This window comes from Streptomyces sp. NBC_00510, assembly GCA_036013505.1.
GTDB lineage: Bacteria > Actinomycetota > Actinomycetes > Streptomycetales > Streptomycetaceae > Actinacidiphila.
Genome location: CP107851.1, coordinates 65620 through 80584 on the forward strand (window position 1 = coordinate 65620; position 14965 = coordinate 80584).

Here is a 14965-nt window from a genome sequence, read left to right on the forward strand (position 1 = left end):
GAGTTGGAACGCCGCCACACACCGAGGAACCAAGGGCTGATGCTCAGCATCACAGGCCTCCTTGATTCGTTGCTCGGCAACAGCGCCGGCCGCGCTGCCAGGGGAAACAGTAAGCATTCCGCTTGCTGTGCGCCATCCCCTGCCGGGCACCAATTTGGAGAAATGAACAACGCCCGCCCGGCGGGCGCACCTTTGCGACGCCATCCCCTGACGCCGGCGGCACCGACCGCCGCCTGGGTCCGACGGCAAGAGCGGGAAGCGGTGGAGCAGGTGAAGCGAGATCCGGGCGACCGTTCTGGCAGACATGTCCGTGTCCTCCACGCTGGGCGCATTCGAGATGCTGCGCGAGCAGTACGCACTACGGGCCGGTGCTGTCATTGGACGACGCGATCGGGACGAAAGTGCGCGCCCTCGCTGACATCGCCCCCGGCGACGTGATCAGGTTCCGCATCAAGGGAACCAAGCGGCACAGCTGCCCGTTGGGCTGCCGCACAGCAGTGGCGACCGACCCCAAGGTCGACGGTGGATTAAACGCACTGGCAGCAGGACCGGCGCTCGCCGAGGGCAGGTGGCGGCGGCAGCCAGGGCTCTGGGCGTGTCGGGCCTCTTGTCCGCGGGTCACCCTCCTGTCACTATTGCGCCGAATTAGTGCCGAGAATCGGTCTATGACGTGATGTCGTGTCTGGCTGATTCGTCGCGTGAGGGGGCCGCGTATGGCAAGCATCGGCTGGTACGTGAAGAAGCTGTCCTTGGGGCTGGGCGCGATGGGCGTCCTCATAGCGTGGGATCGCTACGATCAGGGACCCGCGGCAGCGGATGATCCGGCGGGCAACGCGGCTGGGGACGTCGGCCTGTACTCATGGGTGGGGTTCACCACTGGTGAAGCTGTGGTGCACGCGAAGTCCATGCGTCCCGTGAACATCCCCAGCGATGGCTTGCCTTCCTGGCTAGGCGATCCGTTCCACGACTACGTCGTGCACTTCGGCCTGGCCAACTCCGGAAGCGGGCTGGGAGCGTTCGTCCAGATGTCGTTCGACATCTACGAGAAGTCGCAGCAGATCTACAGCGCTCAGCCGGCACCCATGGTCGAGCTGGCTGATGGAAGCTTCGGCCTCACGAATGAATCCTTCCTCGATCGCCTGACCTACCACCCCTGGACTGACTTCCTCGACGGTCCGGCATCTCTCATGGGCATGACCGCTCAGGGGCCCGTCCGCGCCAATGAGCTGTGGCGGGTGCTGACCACCCCCAACGAGTCACTCGACTTCTGGGCGGCGGCGGCTGGGATCGAATGAGCCGCGCCCACGCAACCGTGAGTACGAGCCGTGTGTGGCAACGAGAGGAGAGGCCACGATGTCCGTAGATCGTTGGGGCCACGCCATGGCCCGGAAAATGGACCCGAGCCCGGAGAGCATTGCGGCGGCGGAGAGGGCAGCGGCCGCAGCCAGGATCCACCAAAATGCTGGAACGAGCTACCTGCCCCCCGGAAACGAAACGGGGGCCATATCGCGTGCCATCACGCCGAGGACGCCCGGTGAAGGGGACACGGCACGCAAGGCGATTGAAGGTCACTGGCTGGCGCATGGGGGTGCGGACGGACCGCTGGGCAACCCGACAAACGGCGCCCAGCTCCTGGTCCTTGACAACGAGGGTGGCCGGGCCAGTGCCTACGAGGGCGGCTCTATCTACTGGTGGCCTGACATCGGCCCGCAAACGGTCTCGAAGGTAGTCGTGCGGTATCGCGGCATGAACTGCTTCCACGAGACGAACCGCTTCAGCGGGAGCGACGAGCCGTACTTCATCCTCGGCTACCAAGGCGACACCGGATCCGGGACGCTCAACCCCATCCAGTACGACGACGTCGACGCCGGCGGGTCGTTTCCCTACCCCATCGCGGAGGTCTACAGCGGCAACCCAGGGAAGGGCCTTCTTCTACCTGCCGTCCTGATGGAACACGATGAGGGAGACCCCGCCCATTACCACACCCTGGTGGCAACGGCTGTGGGTACAGCAGCAGGGCTCACTGTGGCAGCGGTTGCACTGATCGTGAGCGTCGGCGCCGGCGCGGTGGCAGCCCCGCTCGTGACCGCGGCTGTCCCTTTCCTTATCGAGGCACTCGACGGCGCCATCGGTTCAGCCGAGGACTTCATCGACCAGGCCGTGTTGGCGATCTCGGCCAGGCAGCTCCTCACCACCTGGCAGCAGCCACTGCAGTACGAGCGCGATGTCGAGTACGACCTTGCAACTCCGCTCCTCTCCGGGCAAGGCGGCGCATACAAGGCCTACTTCGACATCGAGCTCTACAGCTGGGACTGACTCCTGCCGCCAACGAACCATCGCAGCCATGGACGGCTGGCAAAAGCCCGCATATGCACGTGCCAGCCAAGTCCAGCGCGGCTGGTCGTGGGCTTCCCACGGCGGGACGGAAGACGTGTCCAACCCGGCTCTTCCGCCACGGCGTGCTGTACCCCACCCATCGGGTTCGGCGCACCCCTCCGGCCCCAGCGCGGGGCCCGCGCCGCACGAACGTAGTACAGCCCCTCCACGGCCGTCTGTCTCACCAGCGGGTACTCGGCCGGGGAGTGGCCCGACGCCAGTTGAGCCAGGGCGGCGCCCCGCCCTGAGAGGCCCTTGCGCACCCCCTGAGCCCTCCCTGTGAGCTGCGGGTCTTTACGCATTTCCCGTCCCGGCGGATGATCCCCTCGTACAGTGGCGCAATAGTAACTCTTGTCCCGGGGGCGACGTTGGAGTCCAGGCTGCTCATCGAAGACGCCGACGCGGGGGCGGCGGCCGTAGAGCTCGGGGAGCTGGCGGAGTGGCTCCGGCACGAGCGGGAGCTGAGGGGAAGGGTCCGGCTGGAGCACGGCGTGCCAGCGCCCGACGAGATGAGCGGCGGGCTGCCCGAGGCGCTCGTGGTCGCGCTCTCCACCGGCGGGGCTGCCACCGTGCTCGCGCGGGCGGCCGTCGAGTGGGTCAAGCACCGCACGCGGGACGTGACCCTGAAGGTGGTCCGTTCGAGCGGGGAGAGCTTCGAGGTCAGCGTGCAACGGGCCACCTCGGACGACGCGCTGGTCACCCGACTCCTCGACTTCCTGGGGCCGGACGAGCAGAGCACGGACTCCGATGAGACGGCCTGACAGCGCCAGATCGCGTGTCGTGCTCGTCGGTACCTCCACCTACCCCGCCGATCCCTCCCTGCAGGACCTGCCCTCCGTACGGAACAACCTCGACGACCTGGTGAGCGCGTTCAGCCAGCCCGCGCACGGCTGGTTCACCGAGGAGAACTGCACGGTCGTACGAGACCCCACACGGGCGGAGCAGGTCCACAGGCGGCTCGCGGAGATCACGCCGCAGGCCGAGGACCTTCTGCTCGTCTACTTCGCCGGGCACGGGCTCCTCGACAGCCGCGGCAATCTGTACCTGGGGCTCTCCGAGACCCGCCGTGACCTGCTGCGGTACACGGCCATGCCGTTCGACGGGGTGCGCGAACTCATCGCCGACAGCCCCGCCCGCAACCGCGTCGTCATCCTCGACTGCTGCTACTCGGGACGCGCCATCGACGTGCTGGCCTCCGACGACGTCGTGATGGACCAGACGCAGATCACCGGCTCGTACACCCTCACCGCGACCGCAAGCGGGGTCACGGCGCTAGCGCCGAGCGGGGAGCGGAACACCGCCTTCACCGGCCAGTTGCTGCGGCTGCTCAAGGAGGGCGATCCGCGGGCGCCGGAGGACCTGACGCTGGATCACGTGTACCGGTCCCTGTACCGGGGGCTGCGCGGCCGGGGGCTGCCCGAGCCGCGGCGGCAGGGTACGGACACGGTCGAAGACCTGGTGCTGGCCCGGAATCTGGGGTACCGACCGCCGGCCGGCGGGGGCCACGACGAGGCTGCCGATCGCGGGGGCCGACTGCTCGTCGACGACGCGGAGCAGCTCGGGCACCACGGGGACCCGGCGGGGGCCGCCAGCCGTTACGCGGAGATCCACCGGCTGCTCACGAAGCTCTACGGGGCCGACTCGTCGAACGTGCGCAGCGCATGGGCGAGCGTGACCTACTGGGGATCGCAGGCCCCGCTGAACACCGGCGGGCCACCCACCCCTGTCGGACGTGCCGTGGGCATCGACTTCGGCACCACCAACTCGGTCGTCTGCGCGCTGGAGTACGGCGAGCCCAGCGTCATCGCCAATGCCGAAGGCGCCAGGACCACGCCGTCCGTCGTCGTCTTTGCCAAGAACGGCCAAGTGCTGGTCGGCGAGGTCGCCAAGCGCCAGGCGATCACCAACCCGGACCTGACCGTCCGCGCCGTCAAGCAACACCTGGGCAGCGACTGGAAGTACACGGTGGGCGGGCGGGAGTACGACGCCCCGCAGATCGCCGCCCTCGTCCTCCAGAAGCTGAAGCGGGACGCGGAGGCCTACCTGGGCGAGGAGGTGGCCGAGGCCGTCCTCACCGTCCCCGCCCACTACGGCGACGCCCAGCGCCAGGCGGTCAAGGAAGCCGGCGAGATGGCCGGGCTGAACGTCCTTCGGATCGTCAACGAGCCCACGGCGGCCGCCCTCGCCTACGGGCTGGAGGAGGACGCGGACCAGCGGATGGTCCTCGTCTTCAGCCTCGGCGGCGGCACCTTCGACGTATCGGTACTAGAGATCGGCGACGGCGTCGTCGAGGTGAAGGGCACCAACGGGGACACCCACCTCGGGGGAGAGGACTGGGACCAGCGCATCATCGACCACCTGGTCCAACGGTTCCGGTCCGGCCACGGCGTGAACCTCGGCAAGGACAGGATGGCCATGCAACGGCTGCGCGAGGCCGCCGAGAAGGCGAAGATCGAGCTGTCCTCCTCCAGGGAGACAGCGATCAATCTGCCCTACATCATCGCCTCCCCCGAGGGCCCGCTACACCTCGACGAGACCCTCACCCGCGCTCAGTTCCAGCGGCTCACGGCCGACCTGCTGGACCGCTGCCGTGCACCGTTCCGCGCCGTCCTCCAGGACACGGGACTCGACGTCCGCCGCATCGACCACGTCGTGCTCGTCGGTGGCGCCACCCGGATGCCCGCCGTCCGTGACCTCGTCCAGCAACTGACCGGCGGCAAACGGCTGAAGGAGGGCGTGAACCCGGAGGAGGTCGTAGCCGTCGGCGCCGCGCTTCAGGCCGCCGTCCTCCACGGGGAGGTCTCCGACGTCCTCGTGCTCGCCGTAGCCCCCCAGTCCCTCGGCATCGAGACCACGGGTGGCGTCATGACAAAGATCATCGAGAAGGACACCCCTATTCCGACGAAGCGCTCGGAGATCTTCACGACGGCTGAGAACAACCAGACGTCCATCATGATCCAGGTCTTCCGCGGCGAACGCGAACGAACCGCCGACAACGAGAAGGTAGGCACCTTCGAACTGACGGACCTGACCCTGGCCCCGAAAGGCGTCCCCCAGATCGAGGTCACGTTCGAGATAGACGTGGACAACGCGCTGCGCGTTACGGCGAAGGATCTGGCGACGGGCAGAGAGCAGCGAATCACACGCAGCTGAACAGTTCCCCACGACCCGAAGGGGCGAAGCCCGCGCGGACCAGGACGAGCCAGACCTTCGGGGAACCGTAGGAGCCGCCGGAACCCTCGAAGATCTGCCGGATCGCGTCGGCCAGCTGCCCGCGCCGGACCTCACACGCGGTTGTGGGCTTGTCGCGCCACTTGTAGAACCAGGAACTCCGACACCCCCACCACCTGGCAGGCCAGACGGTGCGGGACGCGGTGCTCGGTCCTCTGATTACCGATGAACGCGGCCAGAGCGGCCGGGTCCGTCTCGGTCACTTCACCCAGAGGACCATGCATCGCTTGAGGACATCACGCTCCATCTCCAGCTCGCGTATCCGCTTGTTCTTCTCGCCCATCTCCCGCCGCAGCCGCTCCAGCTCGGCGCGCTCGGCGTCGCGCATCCGGCCACCCGGCGCAGGCTCGGCCGGGGTGATGGCGCTGATCGCGACCTCGGCGGGCAGTTCTTCCGGGCCCACCCACTTGCGCAGGATCATGACGTTCGCGTCCAGCAGGCCCTGTTGATACTCAGCGGGCATAGGGATCACCCGGCTCCTGATCGGCAGTGGCCTCCTGGTCGGCCCGGAACGCGTCCAGCGAAACATCCGGGGCAGCCTTGGACACGGCGGCGAACTCGCCGCGGGGAACGAAACGCCGACGCCGCCGCAGCGGAACCAGCTCACCGATGCGGTGGCCGTCCCGGGTGATGATAAAGGTCTGACCGCCTTGAACAGCGTCCATGATCTCTTTCGACCTGGTACGCAAATCGCGCTGGGTGATCTCCGGCTGCGCTGCCATACCTTGCACCATACGTCAGGTGGCACCAGGTGCTACCAGGTAGCACCTGGTGTCGGTGACGGCAGCACTGCGGGGAGCGGTGTCTGCGAAAGAGCCCGCCTGGGGTCCATCGACACCACGCCCGCGTCCCGGTCGAAACCTTCATGCCCGACGGCGAGCAGCACGGACAGCGGCTGGATGCGCGGTGCAGCAACGCCACAAGCCGTGTGGACAGGCTCGGCGCCGGCGCCGACCAGCGCGCAGCCCTCGGTGGACCCGGCGGTGCATGGGGCGTGACACCTTCTGCTGCCGGTCGTTGAATCCCTTTGCGTGATGCACACCCCCAGCACGGGACCCCGGCCGCCATCTGCCGGGGTCCCGCGCTGCCGGCTTTCGGCCTGTGCCGTGGGCAGGCGGTGGCGGGAGTTGCGCTAGACGGCGGACGGATGGGCAAGCGGGAGACCGGGGAGCAAGGGGCCCGCCGGGCAGGGCCGGAAGCCTTCCGTTCCTGCTCGCGGCAGGCCTCACCGGGCCAGCCGACACAGCAGGCGGGGTCGGGTGCACCGGTCACGGCCTGAGATGCGGCATCCGCCACTACGCCCGGACCCATTTCTGCCGCTCGATGTGCCGGCCGGTGACCAGGGCGATAGCCGTCGTCTGGGCAGGGCCGGGATCGACAGGAGACTGCCGCAGTCACCGAGGCCCTCTTCACGTTTCGGGCGGGCCGGTGACCAGATCCACAGTGGTGTTCGCAGGACAGCGATGCCGTCCCCGCCTTCCTCTGACCAGGGATGCGCAACCAACTCACCGGCGCAGATGCGCACTGCGCATCCACTGCCCGACGAGTCTGCGCAGCCACCTCGCCCCACTACCCCTGCCACTGCGCAGGGGCGTACAGGAACCGCTCCACGGCGCGAGTTCCTGGCGCCTCGGTAGTCACCACCACCGTCACAACGCCCGTGAACATCGGGTCGCGGGCCGTTTCGAGTTCAAGGTCCAGTGCCCTACCGGGTCCCTCCGCCTGCAAGCGCCTGACAGGTCGGCTGATCTGTGCCTGTGACAGCGGCGTGCTGTGACCTCAGATGGTGAGTGCCGTGGTTCAACTCACCGTTCTCACCAGGGAACTCACCGGCGTTATTGAGGCCGAACCGTGATGTCAGACCCCTCACATCGGTGAGCGGATCGGTGAGCGGTGCGGGGCTTCATGGGTGGCGTCACCTGCACCTATCCGCTTGGGAGCCCTTTTATGGCCGTCTCCGTTCTCCGCCGCCAACGCCCCTCATCGAGGGCGGCCTCTGCGTCGCCGCCGCTGGACACGCCGCGCCCTGCCCTGCGCACAGTCAGGGCGACCCGCCGGGGTGTGCTGCTGACCCGGACCGTGGTGTGGGCGGCACTGGCGGCGGGCCCGCTGGCACTTGCTGCGCAGTGCGCAATGCCGGGGAGTCCGGGGGCGGTTGCGCAGCCGCAGCCCTCCAGCGGCGCGGCGGTGCGCAGCGTGGACCCGGCCGGTGTGGCCGAGCTGTTCACCGATTTGTGGTTGCGCAGCGACAGTGCGCAGGAGAGCAGCAGTGTTGCGCAGGCGGTACGAGCACTGGCTCCGGCGGTGGCGCTGCCGCAGCGGTCCGGGCGGCCGACGGCGCAGGTGTTGCAGCGGACGGTTGCGGTGCGCAGCGTGCGGCTGGCCCATGGGCGCTGGTCGGTGATCGTCGCTGCGCAGTACGCGCCCGGCCCTGCGGCTGGCGCTTCGTCGACCCTGCTGGGCGGGGCGGGCTCGGTGGTGCGATATTTCGCCGTTCCGGTGCTGTCACGCGACGGGACAGGTGGGGCGGGTGCGTTCACGGTGCCCGCGGCGCCGGCTCAGGTCACCGGTCCGGCTGCGGCGTCGGTTCCCCAGTCGTCGATCGGTCGACTGCTGCCGGGCAGCGGGGTGGTGGCGAGGTCGCTGCAGGAGTTCTTCGCGGCCTACCTCACCGGGGTCGGCGAGGTCGACCGGTATTTGTCGCCGGGCACGTCCCTGGCTGCGGTGCGGGGTTCCGGCTACACGGCAGTGGTCGTCGATCAGGTCGCGACCGACACCGATACCGCTGACGGCCCGGTGCCCAAGGACGGCCGACGAGCGAAGGTCCGGACGCAGGTGAGCGCGACGGATGCCGCCGGCGACCAGTGGCCGCTGGCCTACGACCTGTCGCTGACGGCCCGGGACGGGCGCTGGGAGGTCACCGCCCTGGATGCCGGTGCCCCCACCACCACGACGGGCCGGGTCTCCCCCGCCCCGCCCGCCGCGGCCGGAGGTGGCGCCCGGTGATCGTCACCGCACCCGTGCAGTTGGCCGGGAAGTTCGCCGACGTCGGCAACAGCCTGCTCTCTTTGGCCGGGGACTGGGCGGAGAAGTCGCTGCCCATCGTCCTGTTGACCATCGCAGTCGTCACCGCGGCCCGGAAGTTCAGTTTGAAGGCCGGGCTGGGCGCGCTGATCGGCCTGGCGCTGTGCATGGGCATCTACGCATCCCGCGACAGCCTGTCCGACGCGTTCAGCGACGAGATCAACCATCCTGCGCACGGCGCCGCGCCGGTCGTGCGGACGGTCACCGATCTGCCCGGTCCGCCGCCGTACCGGGCTCCCGGCAACGCGGCAGGTGCACTGTGAGCGCCGCAGTGGAGCGGGCCCGGGTCGCCCGTGTCTACACCGCGGCCCGCCGGCATCCGTGGGTGCTGGGGAAGGTCGGGGACTGGACGCTGCCGTTCGGCCCCTACACCCCGGCGCAGCTGGTGGTCATGGCCGGTGGCGCGATGGTGCTGATCAAGACGTTCGCGTGGTGGTCGTGGCTGGGGCCGGTCCCGGTGGTGGTGTGGGGGCTGGCGGTCTGGGCGGTGCGCGGGGCGAAGATCGGGGGGCGGTCCCCGTGGGCGGCGGCGGAGGGGTGGCTGACGCTGGCCGCCCTCCCCCAGGGTGGGCGGATCGGCGCCCGCGCCGCACGCGACCGCCGGCCCACCCGCCTGACGGGCGTGTTCGTCATCGAAGCCGCCCCGCCCGCCGCGGTGGGCGCGGCCCGCCATGGGGCGAGGTCCTCGCACGGCGGCGGCACCGGCCGCCCTTCACGTCCGGCGCGGCCGGTCACCGGCTTGGAGGGGCTGCTGCAGCGGGCCGGTACTGCGGGGGGTGTGGGATGAGGCTTCCGTTCCGGCACATCGCCGGGCATCTGGTGTGGTCTGTCTCGGGCGCGGTGTGGGCGGTGTGGCGGGTGGCGCCGATGGGCGGCCGCTACGTGCCCGCCCGGGTGCGTGATGAGCTGCTGGGCCGGGTGACGGGGCTGGTGCGGTCGCTGCCCGGTGCGCCGCGGTTGTTCGGGCTGGCGGCGCGGGTGGATCCGGGTGAGATCGCCGAGCAGATGGTGACCGGGCTGGACTGGCGGCGGCTGCCGGCGTGGACGCAGACCGCCGCGGCGTCGCTGGAGCTGCTGGCCGGGCAGGAGATGCACCGCCGCACGCTGTGGCTGGCGGTGCCGCTGACCGTGCCGGGCGGCCGGTACGAGCTGTCGGCCACGCTCGGTTCGATGTGGTCGGAGCTTGCGGCCGCGACCGGGCTGCCGCCAGCCCCGGTGCCCGAGGCGGAGGTCACCGAGTACGCCGAGCGCGCGCAGCGTGTGCAGGCGGCGCTCGGAGGCGGTCTGACGGTGCAGCCGGCGTCCCCGGCGGAGATCGTGTGGATGGTCCAGCACGCCCTGCACCGGGGACTGGACGAGCCGCTGCTGGCCGACGCCGAGGCCTCGGTGCTGTACGGGGGCGCGGTGCGTGACGGGCGGCTGCGCTCCCCCTCCTACGCGGATCTGGGGCAGGTCCGGCTCGCCGAAGGCGGCCGCTCCGCCGCCTTCGGCGAAGCCGAACCGGCCGAGGACGGCGCCCAGACCACAGGCAAGAGGATGCGGGCGCGCGAGGACCGGCGGCCGTGGTGGCGTCGCGAGGACGGTGCTTCGCCGCTGGTGCGGCGCTGGCTGCAGGTCGAGTGCGAGGCCGGCACCGCCTACCAGGCCCACCTGGCGCTCGCTGAACTGCCCGCCGCCCGGGCCGTGGAGGCCTCCGACGTGCTGGCGCAGCTGGAGGGCCTGGACTTCCCCGTGGACTTCACCGTCGACCTGCAGATCGTGCCCGCGGACAAGGCCAAGGAGCAGGTGCAGCGCAAGAAGCGGGAGCTGCTGGACCAGGCCGAGCAGTACGGCGCGCAGCCCACCGGCATGCCGCACTCGCTGCCACACGCCGCAGGCGACCTGGCCGAGCAGGACGCACGGCTGTCGCGCAGCAGCGTGGAGGTCGAGGTCCAGTCGGTGACGGTGCTCACCGTCTGGGGTCAGGACCCGCACACCTGCGACGCCCGCGCCCGGGCTTTGGCCGCGGTGCTGTCCGGGGCGGACTACCGGGCGATCCGCCCGCACGGCATGCAGGAGCACCTGTTCACGCTCGGCCTGCCCGGCGCGGTACGGCCGGGCGTCGTGCGGGAGTTCACCCAGCACCAACTCTCCCCGGACTGGGCCGCTTCCGGGGCCTTCACCGCCATGGCGGTGGGTGATCCGACAGGGCTGATGGTCGGGGTGGATCTGGACTGCGGCACCATCCGCCCGGTCCTGCTGGACATCGCCGACGCCCCGCACCGCAACGCCTCCGCGTCGGTGGGCGTCGTCGGCGACCTCGGCGCCGGCAAGAGCGTCGTGGAGAAGCTGCTGACCTGCTCGGTGGTCGACCGCGGCGGGCGGGCCATCGTCATCGACCGCACACCGGTCAAGGAGTGGGCGGCCTTCGGCCGCTCGGCGACCGGGAAGGGCTGCCAGGTCATCGACGCCGCACATGCGACGCTGTCGATCGACCCGCTGCGGGTCTTCGGCGGCCGGACCGGCGCCCACTACGCCCTGTCCTACCTAACGCTACAGCTCGGTGTCGGACCCATGAGCGCCGCCGGCGCCGTGCTCCACCACGCCGTCGAACAGGCCGCCGCCCAGCCGGCCCCGTCCATGGTCCACGTCCTTCACGCCCTGACCGCGCTCGCCGCCGACGACCAGATGCCCGGCATGCGGCGGGACGCGGCAGCCACCATGGCCGACCTGACCGGCATCGTCGCCGCGAACCCGCTGGCCGCAATGGTGTTCGACCCCGGCCTGCCGCCGGTCCGTCTCGAGGGCGACCTCGGCTCGGACATGGTCATCGTGACCACCGCAGGCCTCACCCTGCCCCCGAAGGAAGCGTTCGCCGCCCCCGACGTGCTGCGCCAGCAGCCCTTGGAGGCCCTGATCGGCCGGGCAGTGCTGTATCTGATCGCCGCCCTGGCCCGGCAGGCCGCCTTCACCGACACCAGCCGGTTCTGCGCGATCGCGCTGGACGAGTGCTACTGGCTGACCTCGAGCGCGGAAGGCTCGGCGCTGGTCGCCGAAATCCTCCACGACGGCCGCAAGCACGCCGCGGGCGTCATCCTCGGCGCGCACGACGTCGACGAACTCGGCCCGGATGCCGGTCTGCTGGCCTACAAGCTGCTGGCCCGCACCAGCGACCACGCCCGCGCCGCCAAGGGCCTCGCGTTCCTGGGCCTGGACAGCGCATCCGAGGACCTGATCCGGCTGGTCACCACCGGCCTGTCGCCGGTCGGCCAGGTAGGCCGGGAGGGCGAGATGCTGCTGCGCGACCCGCGCATGCAGGTCGGCCGGATCAAGGTGCACGTGCCGCCCGTCCCCCGCATCCAGCAGGCCATCTTCACCACCCCCGGCTCGGACCCCGCACCGGCGGCCCCCGGGGGCTCCCGATGAGCCGCGGCTGCAGCCGCGGGCGGCTGCTGCTCGTGGCCGTGACGGTCCTGGTCTTGGTGGCGTGCCTGGCAGCGGCCTGGGCGCTGCCCCGTCCCACGGCGGCCGCCACGACCGGCCCGTCGGGGCAGACCGTCAGCGTCGTCGCTTCGTCTGCAACCGGCCAGGGGCCCTGTGACCTGATCGCCGGTCCGGCCCGCGCCTACTGCGGGCCCCAGGCCGGTACGTCGGTCGCCGTGTCCGGGGGCGCGTCCGGTCAGGGCCTGTGGCTGGTGGGGTTCTCCACCGCGGCCATCGCGGCCGCCGTCGCCCTGACCGTCACAGCAGGGCGCAGGAGGGGGCGGTGATGAGGCGCCTGGATCGCGGCACGCTCCGCTCGGCCGGATTCGTCGCCCTGCTCGTGGTGGTGTTCGTGACGGTGAACACCTGCGTGGCCGCTGCCGCCGACCACGCGGCCACCGCCGCGGGCGGCGGGGGCCTGCTGGCCCCGCTGGACGTCACCACCAGCGAAGGGGCCCCCTTGAGCGGGTACGAGCTGCGGGCAGAAGGCGGCTCCATCACCGACGTCACCCGCCAGTTCCAGACGCTCATCCTGGGCGGACTGTTCTCGATGGTGCGACTCCTGGTCGGCTTGGCGTGCTGGCTGATCAGGTTCGCTTTCACCTTCCCGCTGCTGACCGCGATGCTCCGCCCCGCCCAGGCCGTCTCCGACGCCTACACCACCCACGTGGTCGGCGCGATCGGGCTGGAAGGCGTGCTGCTGTCGTGGGCGTTCGTGTTCGGGCTGATCCTGGTCGCCCGCGGAAAAATCGGCCGGGGCCTGGGAGAGATCTTCCTGACGCTGCTGATCGCGGCGCTGGCGGCGTCGGTGTTCGTACGGCCGGACTACCTGCTCGCCAAGGACGGGCCGCTGGACCAAACCCACCAGGCTGCCGTCGAGCTCGCCGCGATCACCAGCAACTCCTACTTCGGCGCCACTCCGACCAGCAGGCCTGGCAGTGCGGCCTGTGACCGCGTGGACCGCCCCGCACCGGCCGGCTGCACCGGCCCGACGGTGGGCAGCGAGGCCGACGTGGCGAAGTCGGTACAGGACGCCCTGACCAACGCGCTGGTCGTCAAGCCGTTCCAACTACTGCAGTACGGACGGCTGCTGGACGACGGCAAGCCCGAAAACCGGGCCGCCTACGCCGCGCACCTGAAGATGGTCAGGGGCGACGACGCGGTCGAGCACGGCGACTCCAGCACGTGCGACCGAATCCCTGGGCCGGCGAAGGACTACTGCAACGGCACCGCCACCTCGCCACTGGACGACGGCCCCAGTGATGCGGAGTTCAGCGCCCTGCTGGACGACCTGGACCACGCCGGCAACGCCGGGAAGCAGGCCGCCGACTACGCCCGGGCACCGTCGTGGGACCGGATCGGCGGGGTCCTGCTGCTCGGCGTCGCCGCCGTGGTCGTCACGGCCATGGCCGTCTCGCTGGCGCTGATCCTGCTGGGCACCCAGGCCGCCGACGTCGCCGCGGCCGCCATGGGGTCGGTCACCTTCATCTGGGGCATGCTGCCCGGCCCGTCCCGCATGGCCGTGTGGCGGTGGATCGGGGTCTTCCTGGCCTCGGTGATGGTCATGTTCACCACCGCCATGACCATCCCCATGTTCGGCATCGGCGTCGACGCGCTCCTCACCACCTCCGGCGGGGGCCTGATGGTGGAGCGGTTGCTGCTGCTGGACGCCTTCGCCATCGCCGCGCTCGCTTTCCACCGGCGGCTGATGGCCGCCACCGCCCAGTTCGGGCAGCGCCTCGCGCTGCGGATGCGGTACTCCCCGGTCGGTGGCACCCACCTGCCCGGCGACAACAGCGAGCTCGGCGCCGCGATCGGCGCCCACATCTCCGGCCTCGGCGGGCGCGGCCTGGGGCTGGGAGGACTGTCCGCACCGCACGGCGCACTGCTGCTGCGGCACCGGTTCCTGTCCCACGCGCTGGCGATGACCGACGGGACGGGCATGCCCGCCGACACCGGCCGTCTCGCCGGCGACGCCCTGGCAGAAGCCCGCCGCGGCCTGGCCCCGCTCGGCGTGGCCACCGCCGCGGCCACCCTCGGCCTGCGCGGCGCCTACGCCACGCTGATCGGGCGCCGCCCCGACGACGAAGCGCTGGCCCTGATGCGGCGTCCCGTCGGCCCGGGTGAACAGGACGGTCAGGGCAACACCATCGCCCCGGGCGAGGCACCGGTCGTCGACCGACACGGCGTCCTGCTCCACGACCCGGACACCCAGCGCACGCTGCTGAGCACCCGCTTCCACAACCGGGCCGTCCGGTTCCGCAGCTACCGCATCGCCCGGCAGGGCGCCCGCTTCGCGTACGGGTCGACGCTCGGCTTGCCCCGCCGGGCTGCGGTCGGCCGGCAGCACGTCACCGACTTCACCCAGGACGCTCTCCACCAGTTGCAGGTGTCCGCGGTACGGGTACGCGATGACGCCCACGCCTGGGGCCAGGCCGGGCGCGGGATCCAGCGCGTCACCGCCCATGCCGGGCAGCGTCTGGCCACCGCGATCGACGTCCACGACCCGGCGATGCACGCCCGCGCGTTCGTCCGGGACGCCGCCGTGGGCGGCTGGCTGCTGGGGGCGAGCAGCGCCGGTGGTGAGTCCGAGCCCCGCGATCCGCACCCGGCCCGGTCGTTGCCGGATAGCGGGCCGGCATCCGACCGGCGCAGGGTGTTCGAGGCGCTGATGGAGGCTCAGCGGTCCTTGTGGGACTGGGACCAGGGCGGTAACCAGCAGTGAAGGCCATACGCAGAGCCTGCCTATTGGTGACGCTGATGCTAATCGCCGCGGTGTGCTGCGCTGGCCCACTGACTGCGATCTTCGCTG

At 70.8% G+C, this 14965-nt stretch carries 10 protein-coding genes and 3 pseudogenes; 11 read left to right on the forward strand and 2 right to left on the reverse strand.

The annotated features are described in order from the left end of the window. The first annotated feature begins 713 nt into the window (after window positions 1-713). The 5 genes and pseudogenes from OG937_00290 to dnaK all read left to right on the forward strand — a co-directional run bounded on the left by OG937_00290 (window position 714) and on the right by dnaK (window position 5526). The gene (locus tag OG937_00290) at window positions 714-1295 is read left to right on the forward strand and encodes a hypothetical protein (GenBank protein ID WUD70275.1); all 582 of its coding nucleotides are present in this window, start codon (window positions 714-716) and stop codon (window positions 1293-1295) included. 58 nt (window positions 1296-1353) lie between these two features. Continuing rightward, on the forward strand, window positions 1354-2316 hold the full coding sequence (locus OG937_00295; GenBank protein ID WUD70276.1) for a hypothetical protein: 963 nt from the start codon (window positions 1354-1356) through the stop codon (window positions 2314-2316). 428 nt (window positions 2317-2744) lie between these two features. Next, window positions 2745-3137: a hypothetical protein gene (locus OG937_00300; GenBank protein WUD70277.1), complete on the forward strand. Its 393-nt coding sequence runs from the start codon at window positions 2745-2747 to the stop codon at window positions 3135-3137. After that, window positions 3124-3744: pseudogene (locus tag OG937_00305) on the forward strand (caspase family protein). Before OG937_00300 ends, OG937_00305 begins: the two are co-directional and overlap by 14 nt. A gap of 330 nt (window positions 3745-4074) precedes the next feature. After that, window positions 4075-5526: pseudogene (dnaK, locus tag OG937_00310) on the forward strand (molecular chaperone DnaK). A gap of 415 nt (window positions 5527-5941) precedes the next feature. Here dnaK and OG937_00315 read toward each other — a convergent pair. After that, window positions 5942-6070, reverse strand: a pseudogene (locus OG937_00315) (VapC toxin family PIN domain ribonuclease). Then, entirely contained in the window at window positions 6060-6329 is a 270-nt protein-coding gene (locus OG937_00320) for a prevent-host-death protein (protein WUD70278.1), read from the reverse strand. The pseudogene OG937_00315 and the gene OG937_00320 overlap by 11 nt, the downstream one beginning before the upstream one ends. A gap of 1339 nt (window positions 6330-7668) precedes the next feature. Between OG937_00320 and OG937_00325 the strand changes: the two genes are divergently transcribed. The 6 genes from OG937_00325 to OG937_00350 are packed head-to-tail and all read left to right on the forward strand — an operon-like array spanning window position 7669 to window position 14878. Continuing rightward, on the forward strand, window positions 7669-8613 hold the full coding sequence (locus OG937_00325; GenBank protein ID WUD70279.1) for a conjugal transfer protein: 945 nt from the start codon (window positions 7669-7671) through the stop codon (window positions 8611-8613). Then, window positions 8610-8954 (forward strand): hypothetical protein, encoded by a 345-nt coding sequence (locus OG937_00330; GenBank protein ID WUD70280.1) that lies wholly within the window; start codon window positions 8610-8612, stop codon window positions 8952-8954. The genes OG937_00325 and OG937_00330 overlap by 4 nt, the downstream gene beginning before the upstream one ends. Then, window positions 8951-9478 (forward strand): hypothetical protein, encoded by a 528-nt coding sequence (locus tag OG937_00335; GenBank protein ID WUD70281.1) that lies wholly within the window; start codon window positions 8951-8953, stop codon window positions 9476-9478. Before OG937_00330 ends, OG937_00335 begins: the two co-directional genes overlap by 4 nt. Then, the gene (locus tag OG937_00340) at window positions 9475-12096 is read left to right on the forward strand and encodes an ATP-binding protein (GenBank protein WUD70282.1); all 2622 of its coding nucleotides are present in this window, start codon (window positions 9475-9477) and stop codon (window positions 12094-12096) included. The genes OG937_00335 and OG937_00340 overlap by 4 nt, the downstream gene beginning before the upstream one ends. Next, the gene (locus OG937_00345; protein WUD70283.1) at window positions 12093-12440 is read left to right on the forward strand and encodes a hypothetical protein; all 348 of its coding nucleotides are present in this window, start codon (window positions 12093-12095) and stop codon (window positions 12438-12440) included. The genes OG937_00340 and OG937_00345 overlap by 4 nt, the downstream gene beginning before the upstream one ends. Next, window positions 12440-14878 carry a hypothetical protein gene (locus OG937_00350; protein ID WUD70284.1) on the forward strand — a complete coding sequence of 813 codons (2439 nt, stop codon included), beginning with the start codon at window positions 12440-12442 and terminating at the stop codon, window positions 14876-14878. Before OG937_00345 ends, OG937_00350 begins: the two co-directional genes overlap by 1 nt. Window positions 14879-14965: the final 87 nt, after the last annotated feature.

What these genes read in the sequence shown, in the direction of transcription:
- OG937_00290 (WUD70275.1), top strand. Translation starts at nt 714, where the DNA reads ATGGCAAGCATCGGCTGGTACGTGAAGAAGCTGTCCTTGGGGCTGGGC.
- OG937_00295 (WUD70276.1), top strand. Translation starts at nt 1,354, where the DNA reads ATGTCCGTAGATCGTTGGGGCCACGCCATGGCCCGGAAAATGGACCCG.
- OG937_00320 (WUD70278.1), bottom strand. Translation starts at nt 6,329, where the DNA reads ATGGCAGCGCAGCCGGAGATCACCCAGCGCGATTTGCGTACCAGGTCG.
- OG937_00340 (WUD70282.1), top strand. Translation starts at nt 9,475, where the DNA reads ATGAGGCTTCCGTTCCGGCACATCGCCGGGCATCTGGTGTGGTCTGTC.
- OG937_00345 (WUD70283.1), top strand. Translation starts at nt 12,093, where the DNA reads ATGAGCCGCGGCTGCAGCCGCGGGCGGCTGCTGCTCGTGGCCGTGACG.
- OG937_00350 (WUD70284.1), top strand. Translation starts at nt 12,440, where the DNA reads ATGAGGCGCCTGGATCGCGGCACGCTCCGCTCGGCCGGATTCGTCGCC.